This window comes from Bacillus sp. BS3(2021), assembly GCF_021043345.1.
GTDB classification, from domain to species: domain Bacteria; phylum Bacillota; class Bacilli; order Bacillales; family Bacillaceae; genus Bacillus; species Bacillus paralicheniformis.
This window is the reverse complement of sequence record NZ_JAJNDM010000016.1, coordinates 1-19,792: the sequence shown is the minus strand read 5'-3', so window position 1 is coordinate 19,792 and position 19,792 is coordinate 1. Positions and strand designations below refer to the sequence as shown.

20 protein-coding genes, 1 tRNA gene, 2 rRNA genes, 1 other RNA gene and 1 other annotated feature are annotated in these 19,792 nt (G+C 45.4%); of the genes, 15 read left to right on the top strand and 9 right to left on the bottom strand.

Annotated features, from left to right (window positions below; genetic code table 11):
* Positions 1 to 77 (top strand): 5S ribosomal RNA (gene rrf / locus LQ247_RS22385); the annotation flags it as partial.
* A gap of 16 nt (positions 78 to 93) precedes the next feature.
* Here rrf and LQ247_RS21915 read toward each other — a convergent pair.
* Entirely contained in the window at positions 94 to 1,071 is a 978-nt protein-coding gene (locus LQ247_RS21915; protein ID WP_025810895.1) for a YaaC family protein, read from the bottom strand.
* A gap of 121 nt (positions 1,072 to 1,192) precedes the next feature.
* Here LQ247_RS21915 and guaB point away from each other — a divergent pair, with 121 nt between their 5' ends.
* The 5 genes from guaB to serS all read left to right on the top strand — a co-directional run bounded on the left by guaB (position 1,193) and on the right by serS (position 7,428).
* A complete protein-coding gene (guaB, locus tag LQ247_RS21910; RefSeq protein WP_095293104.1) occupies positions 1,193 to 2,659 on the top strand; it encodes an IMP dehydrogenase in 1,467 nt (488 codons plus the stop codon).
* Between the two features lie 184 nt (positions 2,660 to 2,843).
* Positions 2,844 to 4,139, top strand: coding sequence for a D-alanyl-D-alanine carboxypeptidase (gene dacA / locus LQ247_RS21905; RefSeq protein WP_031305058.1), 1,296 nt, complete (start codon positions 2,844 to 2,846; stop codon positions 4,137 to 4,139).
* Positions 4,140 to 4,325: 186 nt separating this feature from the next.
* The gene (gene pdxS / locus LQ247_RS21900; protein ID WP_020449771.1) at positions 4,326 to 5,210 is read left to right on the top strand and encodes a pyridoxal 5'-phosphate synthase lyase subunit PdxS; all 885 of its coding nucleotides are present in this window, start codon (positions 4,326 to 4,328) and stop codon (positions 5,208 to 5,210) included.
* Between the two features lie 21 nt (positions 5,211 to 5,231).
* Positions 5,232 to 5,822, top strand: a complete 591-nt coding sequence (gene pdxT / locus LQ247_RS21895) for a pyridoxal 5'-phosphate synthase glutaminase subunit PdxT (protein WP_020449772.1) — start codon at positions 5,232 to 5,234, stop codon at positions 5,820 to 5,822.
* A 51-nt stretch (positions 5,823 to 5,873) separates the two neighbouring features.
* Positions 5,874 to 6,093 (top strand) — a binding site (T-box leader).
* Positions 6,094 to 6,150: 57 nt separating this feature from the next.
* Positions 6,151 to 7,428 (top strand): serine--tRNA ligase, encoded by a 1,278-nt coding sequence (gene serS / locus LQ247_RS21890; protein ID WP_025810897.1) that lies wholly within the window; start codon positions 6,151 to 6,153, stop codon positions 7,426 to 7,428.
* A 29-nt stretch (positions 7,429 to 7,457) separates the two neighbouring features.
* On the opposite strand, the gene LQ247_RS21885 is transcribed toward serS, so the two are convergent.
* The 4 genes from LQ247_RS21885 to LQ247_RS21870 all read right to left on the bottom strand — a co-directional run bounded on the left by LQ247_RS21885 (position 7,458) and on the right by LQ247_RS21870 (position 11,541).
* Positions 7,458 to 8,588, bottom strand: a complete 1,131-nt coding sequence (locus LQ247_RS21885) for a glycerate kinase (RefSeq protein WP_101562007.1) — start codon at positions 8,586 to 8,588, stop codon at positions 7,458 to 7,460.
* Between the two features lie 15 nt (positions 8,589 to 8,603).
* Positions 8,604 to 9,872 (bottom strand): GntP family permease, encoded by a 1,269-nt coding sequence (locus LQ247_RS21880; RefSeq protein WP_025810899.1) that lies wholly within the window; start codon positions 9,870 to 9,872, stop codon positions 8,604 to 8,606.
* A gap of 89 nt (positions 9,873 to 9,961) precedes the next feature.
* Positions 9,962 to 11,080: a CdaR family transcriptional regulator gene (locus LQ247_RS21875; RefSeq protein WP_025810900.1), complete on the bottom strand. Its 1,119-nt coding sequence runs from the start codon at positions 11,078 to 11,080 to the stop codon at positions 9,962 to 9,964.
* Positions 11,081 to 11,109: 29 nt separating this feature from the next.
* The gene (locus LQ247_RS21870; RefSeq protein ID WP_223254893.1) at positions 11,110 to 11,541 is read right to left on the bottom strand and encodes an SMI1/KNR4 family protein; all 432 of its coding nucleotides are present in this window, start codon (positions 11,539 to 11,541) and stop codon (positions 11,110 to 11,112) included.
* Between the two features lie 120 nt (positions 11,542 to 11,661).
* On the opposite strand from LQ247_RS21870, the gene LQ247_RS21865 reads away from it, so the two are divergent.
* Positions 11,662 to 11,754 (top strand) — tRNA-Ser (locus LQ247_RS21865).
* A 138-nt stretch (positions 11,755 to 11,892) separates the two neighbouring features.
* Here the strand turns inward: LQ247_RS21865 and LQ247_RS21860 are convergent.
* The 4 genes from LQ247_RS21860 to LQ247_RS21845 form a co-directional block, all read right to left on the bottom strand.
* Complete coding sequence (locus tag LQ247_RS21860; protein ID WP_020449778.1) at positions 11,893 to 12,534, bottom strand: deoxynucleoside kinase; 642 nt, start codon at positions 12,532 to 12,534, stop codon at positions 11,893 to 11,895.
* Complete coding sequence (locus tag LQ247_RS21855) at positions 12,531 to 13,154, bottom strand: deoxynucleoside kinase (RefSeq protein WP_020449779.1); 624 nt, start codon at positions 13,152 to 13,154, stop codon at positions 12,531 to 12,533. Before LQ247_RS21855 ends, LQ247_RS21860 begins: the two co-directional genes overlap by 4 nt.
* Positions 13,155 to 13,239: 85 nt before the next feature.
* On the bottom strand, positions 13,240 to 14,559 hold the full coding sequence (locus tag LQ247_RS21850) for a glycoside hydrolase family 18 protein (protein WP_231006592.1): 1,320 nt from the start codon (positions 14,557 to 14,559) through the stop codon (positions 13,240 to 13,242).
* A 36-nt stretch (positions 14,560 to 14,595) separates the two neighbouring features.
* A complete protein-coding gene (locus LQ247_RS21845; protein ID WP_229105635.1) occupies positions 14,596 to 15,084 on the bottom strand; it encodes a cysteine hydrolase family protein in 489 nt (162 codons plus the stop codon).
* Positions 15,085 to 15,226: 142 nt separating this feature from the next.
* Between LQ247_RS21845 and tadA the strand changes: the two genes are divergently transcribed.
* From tadA to LQ247_RS21805, 8 genes are all read left to right on the top strand, one after another.
* Positions 15,227 to 15,709 (top strand): tRNA adenosine(34) deaminase TadA, encoded by a 483-nt coding sequence (gene tadA / locus LQ247_RS21840; protein WP_025810903.1) that lies wholly within the window; start codon positions 15,227 to 15,229, stop codon positions 15,707 to 15,709.
* A gap of 90 nt (positions 15,710 to 15,799) precedes the next feature.
* An RNA gene (gene ffs, locus LQ247_RS21835) (signal recognition particle sRNA large type) lies at positions 15,800 to 16,065 on the top strand.
* 129 nt (positions 16,066 to 16,194) lie between these two features.
* Positions 16,195 to 17,895 (top strand): DNA polymerase III subunit gamma/tau, encoded by a 1,701-nt coding sequence (dnaX, locus tag LQ247_RS21830; RefSeq protein ID WP_144497722.1) that lies wholly within the window; start codon positions 16,195 to 16,197, stop codon positions 17,893 to 17,895.
* Positions 17,896 to 17,921: 26 nt separating this feature from the next.
* Positions 17,922 to 18,245, top strand: a complete 324-nt coding sequence (locus tag LQ247_RS21825) for a YbaB/EbfC family nucleoid-associated protein (RefSeq protein WP_023856408.1) — start codon at positions 17,922 to 17,924, stop codon at positions 18,243 to 18,245.
* A 13-nt stretch (positions 18,246 to 18,258) separates the two neighbouring features.
* Complete coding sequence (gene recR, locus LQ247_RS21820) at positions 18,259 to 18,855, top strand: recombination protein RecR (protein WP_020449786.1); 597 nt, start codon at positions 18,259 to 18,261, stop codon at positions 18,853 to 18,855.
* Between the two features lie 20 nt (positions 18,856 to 18,875).
* Positions 18,876 to 19,100 (top strand): YaaL family protein, encoded by a 225-nt coding sequence (locus LQ247_RS21815; protein ID WP_035337520.1) that lies wholly within the window; start codon positions 18,876 to 18,878, stop codon positions 19,098 to 19,100.
* Between the two features lie 64 nt (positions 19,101 to 19,164).
* Positions 19,165 to 19,431, top strand: a complete 267-nt coding sequence (locus LQ247_RS21810; protein ID WP_025810906.1) for a pro-sigmaK processing inhibitor BofA family protein — start codon at positions 19,165 to 19,167, stop codon at positions 19,429 to 19,431.
* 284 nt (positions 19,432 to 19,715) lie between these two features.
* Positions 19,716 to 19,792, top strand: a 16S ribosomal RNA gene (locus LQ247_RS21805); the annotation flags it as partial.

The following is a 19,792-nucleotide window of genomic DNA, read 5'->3' as shown; positions in this document are numbered from 1 at the left end:
CCGAACACGGAAGTTAAGCTCTTCAGCGCCGATGGTAGTTGGGGGCTTCCCCCTGTGAGAGTAGGACGCCGCCAAGCGATTAAAAAGACCAGCTTATATAAGCTGGTCTTTTTTGTTGTTTTCTTTTTTTTGAAGAAGCAGTTCAGCGATATAATAGGGGAACTTTGACTCGACTATATGTAAAAACTGCTGGATGATGACATAATCATCGCTAGCACTTTGAAGAAGAAGGTCATACCACCATTCAGTTTCATACCTGGCAATCATGCTTAAATTGTACGCAACCAAGTAATGCGCCAATATTTCCGGGAGCTTTAAAAAGTGATCCCGTTCAGCCGGGAAATAATATCTGTCTTGCTCCAAATCATAAAGCAATGTGGTCGAAGTGCTGGGACGGCATTCTTTATGAGCGGCAGAAAAAACGATTCCCTCTTTTTCCTCACGGCAGAAAGACCAGTTTAAATGGTATTCGATATGTTCGATGAAACGCTTTGATGACATATTGTAAGCATTGGGTGTCTCGCCAGGCAGCTCAATTAGCCGGTCTTCGACGGCTGCTTTTACAATCGGATTTGGTTTTCTTTGAAATGCCAGCACTTTATTGATCTCCGGAATTTTCGCCAAAAGCTGTTTCATATTGAATCGTTCATCTTCCAATCCGGATAATTGGAAAAGGGATCTGATCACGTGCATACATAGGCCGTTCCTTTGGATTTTCACTTCATCTTCATAAAAGCGGTAATTTTGTTTTTTTCGTTTTCTTGTGGTCACGCCATGAGCAAGCACTGAAGTATGGCTGGGATAGGAAGGATCTGTCGTTAACAGGCAGGCTTTCAATAGCTGTGCCATGCCGTAAAATAATAAAATGGGTTTTATTTCTAACGTAGCGATTTTAGCTTGCTTGTAAAAAGCTTCTGCATGCTTAAGAAAAAAAATAAACCGCTCTCCGTTTTTATAAGAGTTTTTTTTGGCATCTTCCATTCCTTGATTTTTATATACCATTTCAAGAAAATGCTGGGCTGTTTCGACCGAATAAAACAGCTTTAAATCCTTCCATCCTTTATCTTGCATGTACTCCACTTCCCTTATGGTTATTTTCTAAAAATTACAACTGTTTCTCGCTTTCTTGACAGTGGGTATTCAAGTTGATAATCTACATATAATATTTTGCCGAAAAGAGGGGGATTTACTAATGTGGGAAAGCAAATTTTCGAAAGAAGGCTTAACATTTGATGATGTATTGCTCGTTCCGGCTAAATCGGAGGTACTTCCGCGTGACGTGGATTTATCGGTTGAGCTTACATCGTCCCTTAAGCTGAATGTTCCAATTATTAGTGCAGGCATGGATACAGTGACAGAAGCTCAAATGGCCATCGCGATGGCACGGCAGGGCGGATTGGGCATTATCCACAAAAACATGTCGATTGAACAGCAGGCTGAGCAGGTTGACAAAGTCAAACGTTCAGAGCGGGGCGTCATTACAAATCCGTTTTTCCTGACGCCAGAGCACCAAGTTTTTGATGCAGAACATTTGATGGGCAAATACAGAATTTCCGGTGTTCCGATTGTTGACAATGAAGAGGATCAGAAGCTGGTTGGAATTATCACAAACCGTGATCTGCGATTTATTTCTGATTACTCCATGAAAATCAGCGATGTTATGACAAAAGAAGAGCTTGTTACGGCTCCTGTTGGTACAACCCTGGATGAAGCGGAAAAAATTCTTCAAAAATACAAGATCGAAAAACTCCCTCTTTTAGATGATCAAGGTGTTTTAAAAGGGCTTATTACGATTAAAGACATTGAAAAAGTAATCGAATTCCCGAATTCAGCGAAAGATGTTCACGGCCGCCTATTGGTTGGAGCAGCGGTTGGTGTAACAGGCGACACAATGACACGCGTCAGAAAGCTTGTGGAAGCCAATGTCGATGTGATCGTCGTTGATACCGCGCACGGCCATTCACAAGGTGTCTTGGATACCGTTAAGAAAATCCGCGACACTTATCCTGAATTAAATATCATTGCCGGCAACGTCGCAACTGCCGAAGGAACAAAAGCGCTTATCGAAGCCGGAGCAAATGTAGTTAAAGTCGGTATCGGACCGGGTTCTATTTGTACAACCCGCGTAGTGGCCGGTGTCGGTGTTCCGCAAGTGACAGCGATTTACGATTGTGCGACTGAAGCAAGAAAACACGGTGCGGCGATTATTGCAGACGGCGGCATCAAGTTTTCCGGAGATATCGTCAAAGCCTTGGCTGCCGGCGGACATGCCGTCATGCTTGGAAGCCTTCTTGCCGGAACATCCGAAAGCCCAGGCGAGACTGAAATCTACCAAGGCAGACGCTTTAAAGTTTATCGCGGTATGGGTTCAGTGGCGGCAATGGAAAAAGGAAGCAAAGACCGCTACTTCCAAGAGGAAAACAAAAAATTCGTTCCGGAAGGCATTGAGGGCCGTACGCCTTATAAAGGTCCGGTTGCTGACACAGTTTATCAGCTTGTCGGCGGTTTGAAATCCGGCATGGGGTACTGCGGAACAAAAGATTTGCACGCACTGAGGGAAGATGCGCAGTTCATCCGCATGACAGGCGCAGGCCTGCGGGAAAGCCATCCTCACGATGTACAAATTACCAAAGAATCGCCTAACTATACCATTTCCTAATCAAATATGACAAAAATTAAACCGTAGACAGAGTAATACTCTGTCTATTTTTTTTTGCTTCCTTATGATAAAATTTATAATGTTGTGTTTGAAAAATGTCTTAAAAGGCTTTGATATAGATTATTAGTCTGATGAAAAGCGGAGGTATCACGATTTGAAAAGCAAGAGAATAAAGCAGCTGATCATGTTGATCGTTGCTTTTGCCGTGACTGTAGGTGCATTTTCTCCTATGTCGACAGCAAAAGCCGCAAATGATCCAATTAATGTAGACGCGAAAGCAGCAATCTTGGTGGAAGCTTCATCGGGGAAAATTTTGTACAGCAAAAATGCCGATCAGCGTCTTCCTGTTGCCAGCATGGCCAAAATGATGACGGAGTATCTTCTGTTGGAAGCGATTCACGAAGGCAAAGTGAAATGGGATCAGAAGTACACGCCTGACGATTATGTATACGAGATTTCCCAAGATCGTTCATTATCGAATGTTCCTCTTCGTAAAGACGGATCATACACTGTAAAAGAGCTTTATCAGGCGACTGCAATTTACTCTGCAAACGCGGCGGCTATTGCACTTTCTGAAATCGTTGCCGGTTCTGAATCAAAGTTCGTAGAGTTAATGAATAAAAAAGCCAAAGAGCTTGGAATGAAAGATTTCAAATTTGTGAATGCTACAGGTTTGGAAAACAAGGATCTTCACGGCAAACATCCGAGCGGAACAAATGCCAATGAAGAAAATGAAGTATCTGCGAGAGACATGGCGCTCCTTGCCGATCATTTAGTAAGCGATTATCCTGAAATCCTCGATACGGCGAGCATTGCCAAAACGAAGTTCAGAAAAGGCACAGACGATGAAATGGACATGCCGAACTGGAACTTTATGCTGAAAGGCCTAGTTCAGGAATATAAAGGTGTGGACGGGCTGAAAACCGGCTCAACGGACTCTGCCGGATCATGCTTTACGGCTACTGCCGAAAGAAACGGCATGAGAGTGATTTCCGTCGTTATGAATGCGAAAGGCGACCTTCATACGGGACGATTTAAAGAAACGAAAAAAATGCTTGATTATGCATTTGATAACTTCACAATGAAAGAGTTTTACGCAAAAGGCGCACAAGTGAAAGGCAACGAAACGGTCACAGTCGACAAAGGGAAAGAAACTGAAGTCGGCGTCGTAACGGAAAAAGCCTTTTCAATGCCTGTGAAGAACGGTGAAGAAAAGAATTACAAGGCGAAAGTGACGCTGAACAAAGACGAGCTGACCGCACCTGTTAAAAAAGGTGAGAAAGTCGGTACCTTGACGGCCTCCTATAAGGGAGAAGAAAAGGACTACGGATTTCTCGGCAGCGATGTATCAGGTGTAAACCTCGTGACAAAAGAAGATGATGAGAAAGCAAATTGGTTTATTTTAACGATGAGAAGCATCGGCGGCTTTTTTGCCGGTATTTGGAACAGCATTGTTGAAATGGTAACCGGCTGGTTTTAATCAATAAAGGGCTCTATCTGATAGGGCTCTTTATTGTCATATTCAGATAGAATTACCATTTACAATCCTAACAATTTGTTATTAAAATAGAAATAATCTTCGTGTTTTTCATATGATTTTGTGGAATTATAGGATACAATAGGATTAAATCTGACAATTCAATCTTTGATTAGGGGGATCCTTGAAATGGCTCAAACAGGTACTGATCGCGTAAAACGCGGTATGGCAGAAATGCAGAAAGGCGGCGTCATTATGGACGTTGTCAATGCCGAACAAGCAAAAATCGCAGAAGAAGCAGGAGCCGTCGCAGTCATGGCGCTGGAGCGCGTTCCGGCTGATATCCGTGCGGCAGGCGGAGTTGCCCGCATGGCAGATCCGACAATTGTCGAAGAAGTGATGAACGCTGTTTCAATCCCGGTTATGGCGAAAGCCCGCATCGGGCATATCGTTGAAGCGCGTGTTCTTGAAGCGCTCGGCGTTGACTATATTGATGAAAGTGAAGTTTTGACTCCTGCGGATGAAGAATTTCATTTAAATAAAAACGAATTTACCGTTCCATTTGTATGCGGATGCCGCGACCTCGGAGAAGCGACGCGCCGGATCGCAGAAGGAGCTTCAATGCTTCGTACGAAAGGCGAACCTGGTACGGGCAATATTGTGGAAGCTGTCCGCCATATGAGAAAGGTGAATGCTCAAGTGCGCAAAGTAGTCGGCATGAGCGATGACGAACTGATGACAGAAGCGAAAAACCTCGGCGCTCCGTATGAGCTGTTGAAGGAAATTAAAGCCGAAGGACGCCTTCCTGTTGTAAACTTTGCTGCCGGCGGTGTGGCAACACCTGCTGATGCTGCTTTAATGATGCAGCTTGGCGCTGACGGCGTATTCGTAGGGTCCGGTATTTTTAAATCCGACAACCCTGCTAAATTCGCGAAAGCAATCGTTGAAGCGACGACGCATTACACGGATTACAAACTGATTGCCGAGCTATCAAAAGAGCTTGGAACTGCGATGAAAGGGATTGAAATCTCAAATCTGCTGCCAGAACAGCGTATGCAAGAGCGCGGCTGGTAAACACGAAGGAGACGGATTGACATGCTGACAATTGGTGTACTTGGACTTCAGGGAGCAGTAAGAGAACATATTCGCTCAATTGAAGCATGCGGAGCAGCCGGAAAAATCATTAAGTGGCCGGAAGAGTTAAAGGAAATCGACGGTTTGATTTTGCCGGGAGGGGAAAGCACGACGATGAGGCGCCTCATCGATACGTATCAGTTTATGAAGCCCCTTCAGGAGTTTGCCGCATCCGGAAAGCCGGTATTTGGAACTTGTGCTGGGCTGATTATCCTGGCGAAGAATATCGCCGGAGCGAATGATGCCCATCTTGGTGTTCTGGATGTAACCGTCGAACGGAATTCCTTTGGAAGACAAGTGGACAGCTTTGAAGCGGATTTAACCGTTAAAGGACTTGACGAACCGTTTACAGGCGTATTTATCCGCGCTCCGCACATTTTGGAAGCGGGCGCAGATGTGGAAGTGCTTTCGGAGCACAACGGTAGAATCGTCGCTGCCAAACAAGGAAATCTGCTCGGCTGTTCTTTCCACCCTGAACTGACGGATGACCATAGAATGACGAAATTATTTGTCGAGATGGCGGAAAAGCATAAACAGGAAGCCGTCGTATAAAACGGTTGAAAGCTGTTAAAACTTGTAGTACATTTATAAGACAATATAGATCGAAAAGCGTTGATAGGAAGCAGTAGGAAGCCTCTCTTTCCAAGAGAGCCGATGGTTGGTGCGAATCGGCGAAAGATGCTGTCCGAATCCATCCTTGAGCGAAATGCTGAACAGTCAAAGTAGGCATTTACGGGAGAACCGTTATCAAAATGAAGCGGAAAACAGGAGGAAGACGCCTGTTTTCAATCAGGGTGGCAACGCGAGAGCTCTCGTCCCTTATATTTAGGGGACAAGGGCTCTTTTTTTCGGTCAAATCAGTATAAAAGGAGCGAGGCAGATGCTTGATATCAAACTGCTGCGGGCAAATTTGGAGGAAATCAAACAAAAGCTTGCCCACAGAGGAGAAGATTTATCAGATTTTGATCAATTTGAGGAATTGGATACAAAGAGAAGAGAATTGATCGTCAAAGTGGAAGAGCTGAAAGGAAAGCGCAATGAGGTATCTCAGCAGGTTGCCGCTTTAAAGCGCGAGAAAAAAGATGCTGACCACCTCATTAAAGAAATGCGCGAAGTCGGTGAAGACATTAAAAAACTTGATGAAGAGCTGAGAACGGTCGAATCTTCACTTGATAAAATCATGCTGTCTATCCCGAATATCCCCCATGAGTCTGTTCCGGTCGGTGAGACTGAAGACGACAACGTGGAAGTTCGCAAATGGGGCGAACTCCCCGGATTTTCATTTGAGCCGAAGCCTCATTGGGATATTGCCGATCAGTTGGATATTCTTGATTTTGAGCGGGCAGGCAAGGTTACGGGAAGCCGTTTCGTTTTCTATAAAGGGCTAGGCGCCAGACTTGAACGGGCATTGTATAACTTTATGCTTGATCTTCACGTAGACGAGTACGGCTATACGGAAGTCATCCCGCCGTACATGGTGAACCGCGCAAGCATGACAGGCACCGGACAGCTGCCGAAATTTGAGGAAGATGCCTTTAAAATCAGGGAAGAAGATTATTTCTTAATTCCGACGGCAGAAGTGCCAATTACGAACCTGCATCGCGATGAAATTTTGTCAGCTGCCGAGTTGCCGATCAATTATGCGGCGTTCAGTGCGTGCTTCCGTTCAGAAGCAGGCTCAGCTGGCCGTGATACGCGCGGTTTGATTCGCCAGCACCAATTTAACAAGGTTGAACTGGTGAAATTCGTGAAGCCTGAGGATTCATATGAAGAGCTTGAAAAGCTGACAAATCAAGCGGAGAAAGTTCTTCAGCTGCTTGAGCTTCCTTATCGTGTGATGAGCATGTGTACGGGCGATCTAGGATTTACCGCTGCGAAAAAATACGATATCGAAGTATGGATTCCAAGCCAAAACACATATCGTGAAATTTCATCTTGCAGTAACTTCGAAGCTTTCCAGGCGAGACGGGCGAATATCAGATTCAGAAGGGAAGCAAAAGGAAAGCCTGAGCATGTCCATACGTTAAACGGCTCCGGCTTGGCTGTCGGCAGAACGGTTGCCGCATTATTGGAAAATTACCAGCAGGAGGACGGGAGCGTCATCATTCCTAAAGCGCTTCGTCCATACATGGGGAACAGAGATGTTATTCAACCATAAAAAGTGCGCGCCAAGAGGCGCGCTTTTTTTTATGCGAGAGACCAGACGGCGGCTACATTTCGGGCACAGCGCGTAAGATTTGAACTTCCATCGGCAAGGGCGTTTTCCAAGGAGCTGATCCCTGGCACAATCGAAAAGAGAGCGGAAATGCCGATATCATAAACAAGCTCGCAGCCTTCACCGAGCGATCCGGCAAATGCAATAACGGGAATATTCTCGCTGCAGGCGCGTTTTGCGACGCCGGCTGGCGTTTTTCCGCTGACTGTTTGGCCGTCTATTTTTCCCTCACCCGTAATGACAAGATCGGCTCCTTTAATACGTTCGGAAAAAGACAAAGTATCTAAAACAATGTCAACTCCGCTTTTTAATTCCGCTTTTAAAAAGGCACAGAGGCCTGCTCCTAATCCTCCGGCCGCTCCTGCTCCCGGAATTGAATCGATTTCGCACCCCAGCTCTGCTTTGACTGCAGCAGCATAATGTTTTAAGTTTTGATCCAAAAGAGCAGTCATTTCACTGTTCGCCCCTTTTTGCGGCCCAAATACGGCGGAGGCTCCGCGAGGTCCCGTAAGAGGATTATCGACATCACAGGCGGCTTCAAAGTGGATATGCTTTAACTGAGGATTGAGGCCGCTCACATCGATCTTGGCAATCTCAGCTAATGCACCGCCCCCATTTTCAATCTCTTCTCCATTGCGGTTTAGAAACTTCACACCCAGTGCTGCAGCCATTCCCGCTCCGCCGTCATTTGTCGCACTTCCGCCGAGTCCGATGATGATGTTGGACACCCCTTTTTTCGCAGCATTGAGAATCAGTTCTCCGGTTCCTCTCGTTGTCGTTAACAGGGGATTCCGCTGTTCAGGGGGCACGAGGTGAAGGCCTGACGCTTCAGCCATTTCGATGACAGCCGTTTTTCCGTCGCCAAGCAGGCCGTAAGCCGCCTTTACCGGCTTCCCGAGAGGGCCTGTGACTGTTTGCTGTACGATGTCTCCTCCGGTGGCGTCAATCAGAGCTTGAACGGTTCCTTCGCCTCCATCAGCAACCGGAATGTTGACGTATTCGGCGTCAGGCAGAACCGCTTTAAAGCCTTTTTCAATGCTTTTAGCCGCCTCAAGCGATGTCATGCTTTCTTTAAATGAATCAGGTGCGATTACGATTTTCATGGTACCTGCTCCTTTTTAAATAAAGAATTGAAAAATTCCAAAAATCAAAGTTGAGATAATGGTTAGGATTAAGCCGATGACTGACTCATATGGAATCAGCTTTAACCGTTCTTTCATGGACATGAAGACGCTGCCTCCCGTCGTATGAAAAAAGCTTCCGTGAGGCAGGTGATCGAGCACCGTTGCTCCGGCGTGAATCATTGCCGCACCTGCGAGGCCGGCGACGCCAAGATCAAGCAATGTCGGGCCGAATACGCTGCTGGCGACAGCTGTGCCGGCGGTTGTTGAGGCGGTTGCCATCGACATCAGCATGCCGGAAATGGGAGCTAAGAGAAACGACGGCAGACCCAAGCCGACAAGGGTGTCGGTAATGAAAGAATTGAGTTGGGAGTTGGCGATGATTCCCGCAAGCGTTCCAGTCCCGATCAGCATCACGGCAACACCTGACATCTTCGACAATCCTGAAGCGGCAAAATCCTTCAGTTTGCCCGCTTGTCCCGATGCAATCGCAGTGACGAGGCCTCCCGCCGGCAAAGCGATAATTGGATCAATCGTAATACCTGCCACGGGCCTTAAGGCGAGCAACAGGATGGAGACCATCGGACCGCTGATCGCCGCCCAAAATGCCGGCAGTTGTTGAGCCGTTTGGGTTTCAATCTCATTTGCAGCTACTCCTGTTCCTTTATTTGAAAGGCGTTTTGCTAGTAAATAAGTGGCGCCCAGTCCAAATATAGCGGGGATGATCCCGGCGGCCATCACGGATGTCAAAGGGATGTGAAAGGCATCTGAAGCAGCAATGGCATTAGGGTTTGGCGACATAATATTGCCCGCTTTTCCTCCGCCGATCATCGCCAACAGAATGGCCGCTTTGCTGATAAAGGTCCGCCTTGCAATCGCAAGGGCGATCGGTGCGACTGTGATGACGGCGACATCGACGAATACGCCGACCGTTGTTAAGATGGCTGTCGCCAATGTTAAAGCAAGCAGCGCTCTTTTTTCTCCAATTTTATTGACAATGGTTTCTGCAATCACCGCTGCGGAGCCGGATTGAATCAGAACGCCGGCGAGCACCCCTGCTGCCAAGATGCGGAGTACAGCAGGAATCATGTTTTTAGCACCCGCTATCATCAAATCCGTCGTCTCTATTAAATCTGCGCCGCCGATTAAGCCTCCGGCCAATGCGCCGATCATCATGCCGTAAGCCGGCGGGACTTTTTTCAGAATGAGAAAGATTGATATGGCTAATGCGCATAAGGCGCCTATTGCATTGATTTGAATATCCATCTGCATACCCTCCCTTACGTCCAATTGTAAACGCTTTCTGTACAAGGGAGAATTGGTCAGGTATACGGATTTCGTTCCTTTATCCTATATTAAAATTGTTCATTTGCACAAAATGGTGAAAAAAGCGTAATGGCTGTATACAGTTTGAATAGGTCGTCAAATCGTTTTGGATTGCATCCTGTCGCTATTTCAACCTTTCTCAGCCGGTAGTTTAATGTATTGCGGTGAATAAAGAGTCTTGATGAAGTTTCCCCGATTTCGCCGTTTTCTTCTATATAGCAGAGGAGGGTATGGATTAATTCGCCCTTTTGATCTGCTTGGGAAAGGCGGTCCCAGATGTTTTGAAAATGAATCTCCTGATCCGGACGCTCTATTTTTGATAACAGAACGGGGATCGCAAACTCTCGATAATCGTATAAACTAGAGCTGTTTTTAGCAATCTTGAGCGTTTGTTTTGCACTTTGATAGGAGAATGGCAGCTGCTCAAGCTGATCCGCCTGTTCGCCAAGCGCGCCTCTGACCGTTTTCCATTGGCTGAGCCAGCCGTTCCAAGATGAAAAGAGATCAGCCCTGCTTTTAGCGGGAGCGCCTGCCAGAATAACTGTGATCTCTTTTAAAGAAATATTGGCGTACAAATCTTTCGCGGTTAAATGTTTTTCAAGTTTTTTAATAAATGCCGGCTTCATATCAGCGGATGGCAGCTCAAACACAAGACAAGTACGCTGGCCTTCTAGCGGTATATTCAATCGCTCCGCACGTTCAAGGAAGTCAAGGGATGCTAGGTCGGCCCCCTGAATCATTTGGATGACCGTTTCTTCCCGGAGCCTTTGATCCCATGTCAGCTGTTTTGTTAAAAATGCCTGTTCGACAGTCAGCTCTGCTGCCATTTTAACAAGTTCACCATATCGGCTGACTTCAGAAGGCGGCCCCGTGATTCCAATAACGCCGATTATTTCATCATGAAATACGATGGGAAGGTTTACGCCGGGCTTTGTTCCCGTTAAAGCCGAGCATTCTTCAGGCGTGATGCTGATAACCCTTTCAGCTGCAAGTGCGTCCTTCGCTCCGGCGTGTTCATCACCAATTCTCGAGCGGTCTCCTGAGGCGATGATAACCCCGTTTTCATCCATCATATTAATGTTGTGCCGAATAATCGACATGGTCCTGTCGACAATTTCCTCCGCCAATTCTTTTGATAGATAATTCATTTCATCATGCTCCTGCCTAAGATCTTGTTTTAAATGGTGATTGTTCCCTCGATCCAGCCTTTCATGAATGGTTTTAAAGAAGATGCGGCCCATATTCGGCTGTCGTCTATATGATTCCAAACATAAATATCATTTTTCCGTATAGAGCCGTTTAAAATCGAATAAGCAAATAAATCGCCATTGCCCGCACCTGCTATAAATAACAGACAATCGAACGGCTTAAAACAGTCGGTGCTTCTCATGTCTAGATTCTCTTCTATCATTCTGTATGCAGGCCAAATGAGATGATCCCCGAATGTATCATTAATGCCGTCTGTCGTTTTTAAAAGGCTGACCAGTTCATCTGGAAAAGAGACGCCGAGGAGTTCTTCTGCTTTCTGAAGCTCCTCTGTTTCAATAGGTCTGTTCAGCGTGTAATCTTGAGGTAAACGTTCTATAAAATGTTTCCACAATGCTATCACCCTTTGCGTTTATCATTATTTTTGCATATAATGAGAAGCGTGAACAATAAAATAAATTTTTTATGAAAAAATCTCTTGACTTAAAAAGATAGGACATGTTATATTAATTCTTGTCGATACGGAGGAATACCCAAGTCTGGCTGAAGGGATCGGTCTTGAAAACCGACAGGGGTGTCAAAGCCCGCGGGGGTTCGAATCCCTCTTCCTCCGCCATTATTGATTTGCATTTTAGTGATTGACTAAGCATAAATTGGAGATTGTGTTGCCGCTGCCTGGATAGGGCAGCGGTTTTTTTATATGCACAAGCAAAAAAAGAGCGGCTCTTCATGGGAATCCGCTCTTTTTGCTTGTTTATCTTTGAATAGCTTCACTGATTTTTTCAATGATTGGATCGAGGGAGGCAGAGTTGTTGAACAGATCGTATTCATCAATATTGACTCTGACAACCGGACAGGCGTTAAAGCCGCTGATCCAGTTTTCGTACCTTGTGTACATTTCTTCCCAATACGATCTGTCGGTTAACATTTCCATTTCTCGTCCGCGTTTTTTGATGCGGTCGAGAATCGATTCCAAATCGCCCTCCAAATAGACTAAAACGTCGGGGCGGGGGAAGTAAGGCGTCATGACCATCGCTTCAAACAGGCTTGTATACGTCTTATAATCGACTTTTGACATTGTGCCTTTATCGGCGTGCATTTTGGCGAAAATGCCTGTATCTTCATAAATTGAACGGTCTTGAACAAATCCGCCGCCCGATTCGTAAATGTATTTTTGCTCTTTGAAGCGTTCCGCTAAGAAGAAAATTTGCAGGTGAAAGCTCCAGCGTTCAAAGTCTTGGTAAAAAGCCTCCAAATAAGGGTTGTTCACAACCTCTTCAAGAGAAGTTTTAAATCCGAGTCTTTTTGCAAGCTCTTTTGTCAATGTGGATTTTCCCACTCCTACCGTTCCGGCAACAGTAATGATAGCATCTTTCGGAATAGCATATACACTCATTCTATATACTCCTTTACTTGATCGGCAATTCGATTGAAAACGGCTTCGGAGATCACGAAGTCTTCCTGATCTCCGTTAATTTCAATAACGGGTATTGGCGGATCGGATTCTTTAAATTGCTTAATGGCAGCATCATAATCATTGATGAGCTGTTCCAGATATTGCTTGTCCATTTCCTGTTCAAACGGCCGTCCGCGTTTTTTGATCCGTTCCAATAACGTCGGAAGGCTTGCTTTTATGTAAATGATGACGTTTGGTTTCGGCAGATCTTCTGTAAGCAGATGATAAATTTTTCTGTATTTCTCAAGTTTTTTGCCTTCCAGCGTCCGTTCAGCAAAAATGAGGTTTTTATAAATATGATAGTCCGAAACAACGGGTATGTGGTGATGCAAATACTTCTTTTCGGTATCTTCAAGCTGCTTATAGCGATTGCAGAGGAAAAACATCTCAAGCTGAAAGCTCCATTCATCTTTGTCATCATAAAATTTATCAAGAAAAGGGTTTTCTTCGACGATTTCTTTAACCAAAGAGAGTGAGAGCTTTTCGGAGAGCATGCTGGCCAAGGTTGTTTTTCCCGCGCCGATGGGGCCTTCGACAGCGATGAAAGGGGCTGTGTTCATAGGTGTCCTCCTACTAAAGAAATTCATTTGTGAACCATACATATTGTATCACATCATCATCTTCTGCCATGAAAAAAACGTTCCTTTAACTTGGGAACGTTTCTTTCACAACATTAAATTGATCGGCTATCAAGAGCCAGTTTTGCGGGAAGGACAGGCCGAGCTTCCAATAGCTGATTCCCCTTAAATTCAATTCCCTAATCAGATCAAACTTTGCCTGAATCGAGCGGGCGTCTTCAAACCATACCTCATGCTGTTTGCCGGCATTGTCCGTATAGCGGAAGAAAGGAGCCTGGGCTGTTTCATCGTACTGTATCGCCGCATTGTTTTCACTCGCGATTGCAATTGCCCGCTGGGGACTGATTGCTCTGGCCAGCTGCCCGCCTGGCGTATAGGGGAGCGTCCAGTCATAACCGTACAAGTTCTGGCCCATGACGATTTTGCTGGCGGGCATTTCCGTGAGTGCGTATTCGATTACATCCCGTACGGGTCCGATCGGCGATACCGCCATCGGCGGCCCTCCGCTGTATCCCCACTCATATGTCATCAGTACGACAAAATCGACAATCTCTCCGTGAGCCCGGTAATCATGGGCCTCATACCATTGTCCGGGCTGATCCGCTCTCGTTTTAGGCGCAAGCGCGGTTGAGATGAACCAGCCTTCCTGTTTGAAGCGGGCCCGTGCATCCCGTAAAAATTGATTATAGGCTTCTCTGTCTTCAGGCCTTAAGTATTCAAAATCAAAGTGGATGTCTTTAAAACCGTATCTTCTGGCGGCTGCAACAATGTTATCAAGCAATCTGTTTTTTACATTCTGGTCCGTCAAAATGATTCTGCCGAGTTCGTCGCTGAAAGCTTCATTTTCGAGATTGGTGACGATCATCATCATCGTAGTCCGGTGTCTGTCTGCAATTTCTTTTAAGTTGTTCAGCGGCGGTTCTTCGAGTGTGCCGTCCCGCTTCGCCTGGAAGCTGAAAGCACCCAAATAGGTCAAGTATGGCGAAGCCTCTCTTGCCGCCTGCTGTAGAGCGGGGCTGACGCTTTCTCCCCGCGGTTCGATATAAGCGTTTGTTTCAATGTTCCGTTTTGGCCGAGGGGGGATATAAAGCAGCAGCCCGACAGGCAAAATAGCGCTAACCTGAATGCGGTTGATCCTTGCCAGTTCAGCCGGAGAAATATTAAAGCGGGCTCCGATTAATGCTAATGTATCTCCTTGTCTGACCTCATAAAACTCGCCGGCGATCGGTATCACGATAGTTTGTCCGACAACAAGCCGATTCGGGTTGGGAATTTCATTCGTCGCGACAATTTCATTAACTGTTGTTCGGTAGCGATTCGCGATTTGATAAAGGGAATCGCCTCTTTTCACGACATAAATCTGAATGGTAAACGCCTCCTTTCTCATTGCTACCACTATATGAAGAAAGGAAGTGTTTCATGCTCAAGTTTCGGCGGTGATCTCTTTAACCGTCGTAATATTGGCGAACAGAACATTTTCCATCATCGTCAACGCATATTTGTTGTCTTTTTCATTATTTGAGGCAATGCAATCGTGCGGAATCGTGATATCGTACTCCCTCATATAAGCGTCGTTTGCCGTAAATAACACGCAAATATTGCCTGCGATTCCCGTAATGATCAAATGGTCGACATGAAGTTCATTCAGCAATGTTTCAAGGGCGGTGCCGTAAAAAGCTGAGTGCTTTGGTTTGATTAAGAAATAATCGTTGTTATTCGGTGCGAGCCGGTCGATGATATATTCGCTTCTGTCGTTTTTGCATTTCTTGATAATGGCAGCAATATCCGCTTGCCAAATTCCAAAGTGGTCATTAATGTATATGATAGGCCATTTCTTTTTGGCTGCGTGTTCTTTTAATGCCAGAAGATGCTCGGTCATGTTTCTGGTCTTTTTGGAAAGAACGTCACCCATATCGAATTGAAAATCATTAATGATGTCGACTATAATGAGAGCTGAATTGGACAATGCGATTGTCTCCTTTCAGATTGCATATTCCTTTAACTATAAGTTAGCCTATTCTGTCGGGCGAAAAACATTGAAAGAGTGCATGCGGATGACACAAGACGAGTTTTATATGAAAGAAGCGATCAATGAAGCGAGAAAAGCTGAAGAAAAAGGCGAAGTGCCGATTGGCGCCGTACTGGTTCTGGATGGCGAAATTATTGCCCGCGCCCATAATTTGCGGGAAACCGAGCAAAGATCGGTTGCCCACGCAGAGATGCTCGTTATTGAAGAGGCATGCCGGAAGCTGGGAACCTGGCGGCTGGAGAGATCTGTTCTTTACGTTACCCTTGAGCCATGTCCGATGTGCGCCGGAGCGGCCGTTCTCTCCAGAATCGACAAAGTGGTGTTCGGAGCGTCTGATCCGAAAGGCGGCTGTGCGGGGACTTTGATGAATCTCCTGCAGGAAGAGAGATTCAATCATCAGGCTGAAGTCGTAAGCGGCGTAATGGAAGAAGAATGCGGCAGGATGCTAAGCGATTTTTTCAGAAAGCTCCGCGCAAAAAAGAAAGCGGAAAAGAAAAGGGAGCTGTGATGACGGAAATTTGCAATTTAGGGTGAAACAAGTTATACTAATGAGTGCGTCACATGAAGACGCAGCTTAAATAATTTGATATTTATTTTGCCGTGCTAAGCGGGGAGGTAGCGGTGCCCTGTACTCGCAATCCGCTCGAGCGAGGCCGAATCCCTTTCTCGAGGTTCGTTTACTTTAAGGTCTGCCTTAAGCAAGTGGTGTTGACGCTTGGGTCCTGCGCAATGGGAATCCATGAACCATGTCAGGTCCGGAAGGAAGCAGCATTAAGTGGAACCTTCCATGTGCCGCAGGGTTGCCTGGGCTGAGCTAACTGCTTAAGTAACGCTTAGGGTAGCGAATCGACAGAAGGTGCACGGTAAATCAATCATCAAATTAAGAACTCATCTATTTTAATATAGATGAGTTTTTTTCTTAAGAAGAGCTTTTGGATTTGAAAGCTGCTTCATGTATAATGGAAATGATGAAAACAAGAGGAGGGCGTGTTTGTGAGTTACCAGGCTTTATATAGAGTGTTCAGGCCGCAGTTGTTTGAAGATGTAGTCGGTCAGGAGCACATCACGAAAACGTTGCAAAATGCCCTTTTACAAAAGAAATTTTCGCACGCTTATCTGTTTTCCGGACCGAGGGGAACGGGAAAAACAAGCGCCGCAAAACTGTTTGCCAAAGCTGTCAACTGTGAGCACGCTCCGGTCAGTGAACCGTGCAATGAATGCTCCGCGTGCAAAGGCATTACAAACGGTTCGATTTCAGATGTAATTGAAATTGACGCCGCTTCTAACAACGGTGTAGATGAAATACGTGACATCCGCGACAAGGTGAAATTTGCCCCGTCTGCCGTCACGTATAAAGTATATATCATAGATGAAGTACATATGCTTTCTATCGGCGCATTCAACGCCCTTCTAAAAACGCTTGAAGAGCCGCCGGAACATTGTATCTTTATTCTCGCAACAACAGAGCCTCATAAAATTCCTTTAACGATTATTTCTAGATGTCAGCGATTTGATTTTAAGAGGATTACCTCACAGGCAATTGTCGGACGAATGGAAAAAATCGTCGAAGCTGAACAGTTCAAGGTGCAGGATGGCGCCTTAGACATCATCGCCAGTGCTGCCGACGGCGGCATGAGGGATGCGCTGAGCCTGCTCGATCAGGCTGTATCATTCAGCGGAGATGAGCTGACGGTGGATGATGCGCTGCTGATAACAGGGGCTGTGTCACAGCACTATATTGGAAAGCTCGCCTCAACCCTCCACGAAAAAAATGTTTCCGGTGCTTTGGAAACATTGAACGAACTGCTTCAGCAGGGAAAAGACCCGGCAAAATTAATCGAGGATATGATTTTCTACTTTAGGGATATGCTTCTTTATCAAACGGCGCCTGATTTAGAAGGCGTTCTTGAAAAGGTGAAGGTGGACGAAGAGTTCCAAGCTCTATCCCGGCAAATTCCTGCACCAGACCTTTACGAAATGATCGATATATTAAATAAAAGCCATCAGGAAATGAAATGGACGAACCATCCGCGTATCTTCTTTGAAGTTGCAGTTGTGAAGCTCTGCCAGGGACCAAAAGCAGGGGCATCCGCGGCCGCCCCGCCGGAAGTGGATAATCTCGTCAACAAGGTTCGGCAGCTTGAGCAGGAGATTGAGAAGCTTAAAACACAAGGTGTACAGGTTTCTTCGGCTCCCGCCCAGCCTAAAGAAACGTCCCGTCCGCAAAAAAGCGTGAAAAGCGCATATAAAGCGCCTGTCGGCCGTATTCATGAAATATTAAAAGATGCTACAAGACCGGACCTCGAAAAATTGAAGGGCTGCTGGGGACAATTGCTTGCCCAGCTTAAACAGCAGAATAAAGTATCGCATGCTGCCCTTTTAAATGACAGCGAGCCGGTGGCTGCATCTTCAAAAGCATTTGTCCTCGCATTCAAATACGAAATTCACTGTAAAATGGTAGCTGAAGACAATAATGGAGTCAGGACAAATCTGGAGCAAATTTTGGATGGAATGCTTGGGGGAAGGATAGATATAGTTGGCGTTCCCGAAGCCCAATGGGGTAAAATAAGAGAAGAATTTCTGCAGGATCATCAGCCGGAAGATTCTGAAGCAAATGAACCGAAAGAAGAAGATCCGCTCGTATCAGAAGCTAAAAAACTGTTCGGAGCGGAACTGATTGAAATTAAAGAATAAAAACATGAAAGAGAGTGGATTTGAGTATGCGCGGTGGAATGGGTAACATGCAGAAAATGATGAAACAAATGCAAAAAATGCAAAAGGATATGCAAAAGGCACAGGAGGAACTGGCAGAAAAAGTACTCGAAGGTACTGCGGGCGGCGGAATGGTGACTGTTAAGGTAAACGGCCAAAAAGAAGTCATCGACGTCATCATCAAAGAGGAAGTCGTAGACCCTGAAGATGTTGAAATGCTTCAAGATCTTGTCCTTGCAGCGACAAACGATGCTTTGAAAAAAGTCGACGATGTAACAAATGAAACGATGGGTAAGTTTACAAAAGGAATGAACATGCCGGGTTTATTCTAGGAGGAAAATAAGAATGCAGTATCCTGAACCAATATCAAAGCTGATTGACAGCTTTATGAAATTGCCAGGAATCGGACCCAAGACGGCGGTCCGTCTGGCTTTTTTTGTTCTTAGTATGAAAGAAGACGTCGTGTTAGATTTTGCAAAAGCATTGGTAAACGCAAAGCGCAATTTGACATATTGCTCGGTTTGCGGACATATAACAGATCAAGATCCTTGCTATATTTGTGAAGATACGAGAAGAGACAAATCGGTCATATGTGTTGTTCAGGATCCGAAAGATGTCATTGCTATGGAGAAAATGAAGGAATACAGCGGACTGTACCATGTTTTGCATGGTGCGATTTCTCCGATGGACGGCATCGGTCCGGAAGATATTAAAATACCCGAATTGCTGAAACGGTTGCAGGATGATCAGGTGACTGAAGTCATTCTCGCGACAAACCCGAATATAGAAGGAGAAGCAACGGCCATGTACATTTCAAGGCTTTTAAAGCCGTCTGGTATCAAGCTGTCACGAATTGCCCATGGACTTCCGGTCGGAGGCGATTTGGAGTATGCAGATGAAGTCACTCTTTCTAAAGCGCTTGAAGGCAGACGTGAAATGTAGAGGGAGGAGATTGCATTACCATGGGTTTTCTTCGGAAAAAGAAGCTTAGAAAAGAATTTGATAACAAGCTGATTGAACAGCTGATCCATCAAAAGGAAGAATGGAACAGGCAAAAGCGGCTGATTGAAAACAGTCTTGAGCCTTCGCCAGAAGTTCTTTACGAATTAAAGGTTGCCGAGGCAAAGTACTTTTTTTATTTGCGGGAAGCAAAAAAAAGAAATTTAAGGATCGGCAGCTGGAAGTAGCAGGTCTATTCGCATGATTCCCATCATATGCTTGTACAAGAACGAGCGAGGAGTGATGGAATTCATGGGATCTGTTATCTTTATCGGGGCAATTGTCGCTTTGGTTGCCCTGTTGTTTTTTTCAAAAACATCATTTAAACCTTTGCGATTAATCGGAAGAATAGCGGTTAGATTTGTAGTCGGCGCTTTGTTTTTATTCTGTGTGAATCTGTTTGGCGAGAGCGTGGGCATTCACGTGCCGATTAATATTGTAACAACCGGAGTGAGTGGATTATTGGGGGTTCCCGGTGTAGCAGCTCTTATTGTTATTAAACAATTTATCGCAATATAATTTCTTGTTGACAATTTTATTTAAAGGTGTTAAATTAGTATTCGTCGCTGATGACGAATAATTTTTTTGAAAAAAAGTTGTTGACGACATCACGATTAAATGTTAAGATATTATAGTCGCTTTGAGAGCGGCGATGAAGTTCTTTGAAAACTAAACAAGACAAACGTACCTGTTAATTCATTAAATAAATCGCACATGCGAATGTGCGTAGTCAGGGGCCTGCACGATGCAGGTCATGCAGATGTTGTCACAGGATGTGACGAACTTAATCTGCGCTCCATTATTTCATGGAGAGTTTGATCCTGGCTCAGGACGAACGCTGGCGGCGTGCCTAATACATGCAAGTCGAGCGGACAGATGG

Excerpts from the sequence above, each read along its gene's own strand:
- LQ247_RS21885 (WP_101562007.1), bottom strand. The coding sequence starts at position 8,588 with ATGAAAATCGTAATCGCACCTGATTCATTTAAAGAAAGCATGACATCG.
- LQ247_RS21845 (WP_229105635.1), bottom strand. The coding sequence starts at position 15,084 with ATGGGTGACGTTCTTTCCAAAAAGACCAGAAACATGACCGAGCATCTT.
- LQ247_RS21825 (WP_023856408.1), top strand. The coding sequence starts at position 17,922 with ATGCGCGGTGGAATGGGTAACATGCAGAAAATGATGAAACAAATGCAA.
- dacA (WP_031305058.1), top strand. The coding sequence starts at position 2,844 with ATGTTGATCGTTGCTTTTGCCGTGACTGTAGGTGCATTTTCTCCTATG.
- tadA (WP_025810903.1), top strand. The coding sequence starts at position 15,227 with ATGACACAAGACGAGTTTTATATGAAAGAAGCGATCAATGAAGCGAGA.
- LQ247_RS21880 (WP_025810899.1), bottom strand. The coding sequence starts at position 9,872 with ATGGATATTCAAATCAATGCAATAGGCGCCTTATGCGCATTAGCCATA.
- pdxS (WP_020449771.1), top strand. The coding sequence starts at position 4,326 with ATGGCTCAAACAGGTACTGATCGCGTAAAACGCGGTATGGCAGAAATG.
- LQ247_RS21875 (WP_025810900.1), bottom strand. The coding sequence starts at position 11,080 with ATGAATTATCTATCAAAAGAATTGGCGGAGGAAATTGTCGACAGGACC.
- LQ247_RS21860 (WP_020449778.1), bottom strand. The coding sequence starts at position 12,534 with ATGAGTGTATATGCTATTCCGAAAGATGCTATCATTACTGTTGCCGGA.
- pdxT (WP_020449772.1), top strand. The coding sequence starts at position 5,232 with ATGCTGACAATTGGTGTACTTGGACTTCAGGGAGCAGTAAGAGAACAT.
- LQ247_RS21855 (WP_020449779.1), bottom strand. The coding sequence starts at position 13,154 with ATGAACACAGCCCCTTTCATCGCTGTCGAAGGCCCCATCGGCGCGGGA.
- LQ247_RS21915 (WP_025810895.1), bottom strand. The coding sequence starts at position 1,071 with ATGCAAGATAAAGGATGGAAGGATTTAAAGCTGTTTTATTCGGTCGAA.
- recR (WP_020449786.1), top strand. The coding sequence starts at position 18,259 with ATGCAGTATCCTGAACCAATATCAAAGCTGATTGACAGCTTTATGAAA.
- LQ247_RS21810 (WP_025810906.1), top strand. The coding sequence starts at position 19,165 with ATGGGATCTGTTATCTTTATCGGGGCAATTGTCGCTTTGGTTGCCCTG.
- serS (WP_025810897.1), top strand. The coding sequence starts at position 6,151 with ATGCTTGATATCAAACTGCTGCGGGCAAATTTGGAGGAAATCAAACAA.
- guaB (WP_095293104.1), top strand. The coding sequence starts at position 1,193 with ATGTGGGAAAGCAAATTTTCGAAAGAAGGCTTAACATTTGATGATGTA.
- LQ247_RS21850 (WP_231006592.1), bottom strand. The coding sequence starts at position 14,559 with ATGAGAAAGGAGGCGTTTACCATTCAGATTTATGTCGTGAAAAGAGGC.
- LQ247_RS21815 (WP_035337520.1), top strand. The coding sequence starts at position 18,876 with ATGGGTTTTCTTCGGAAAAAGAAGCTTAGAAAAGAATTTGATAACAAG.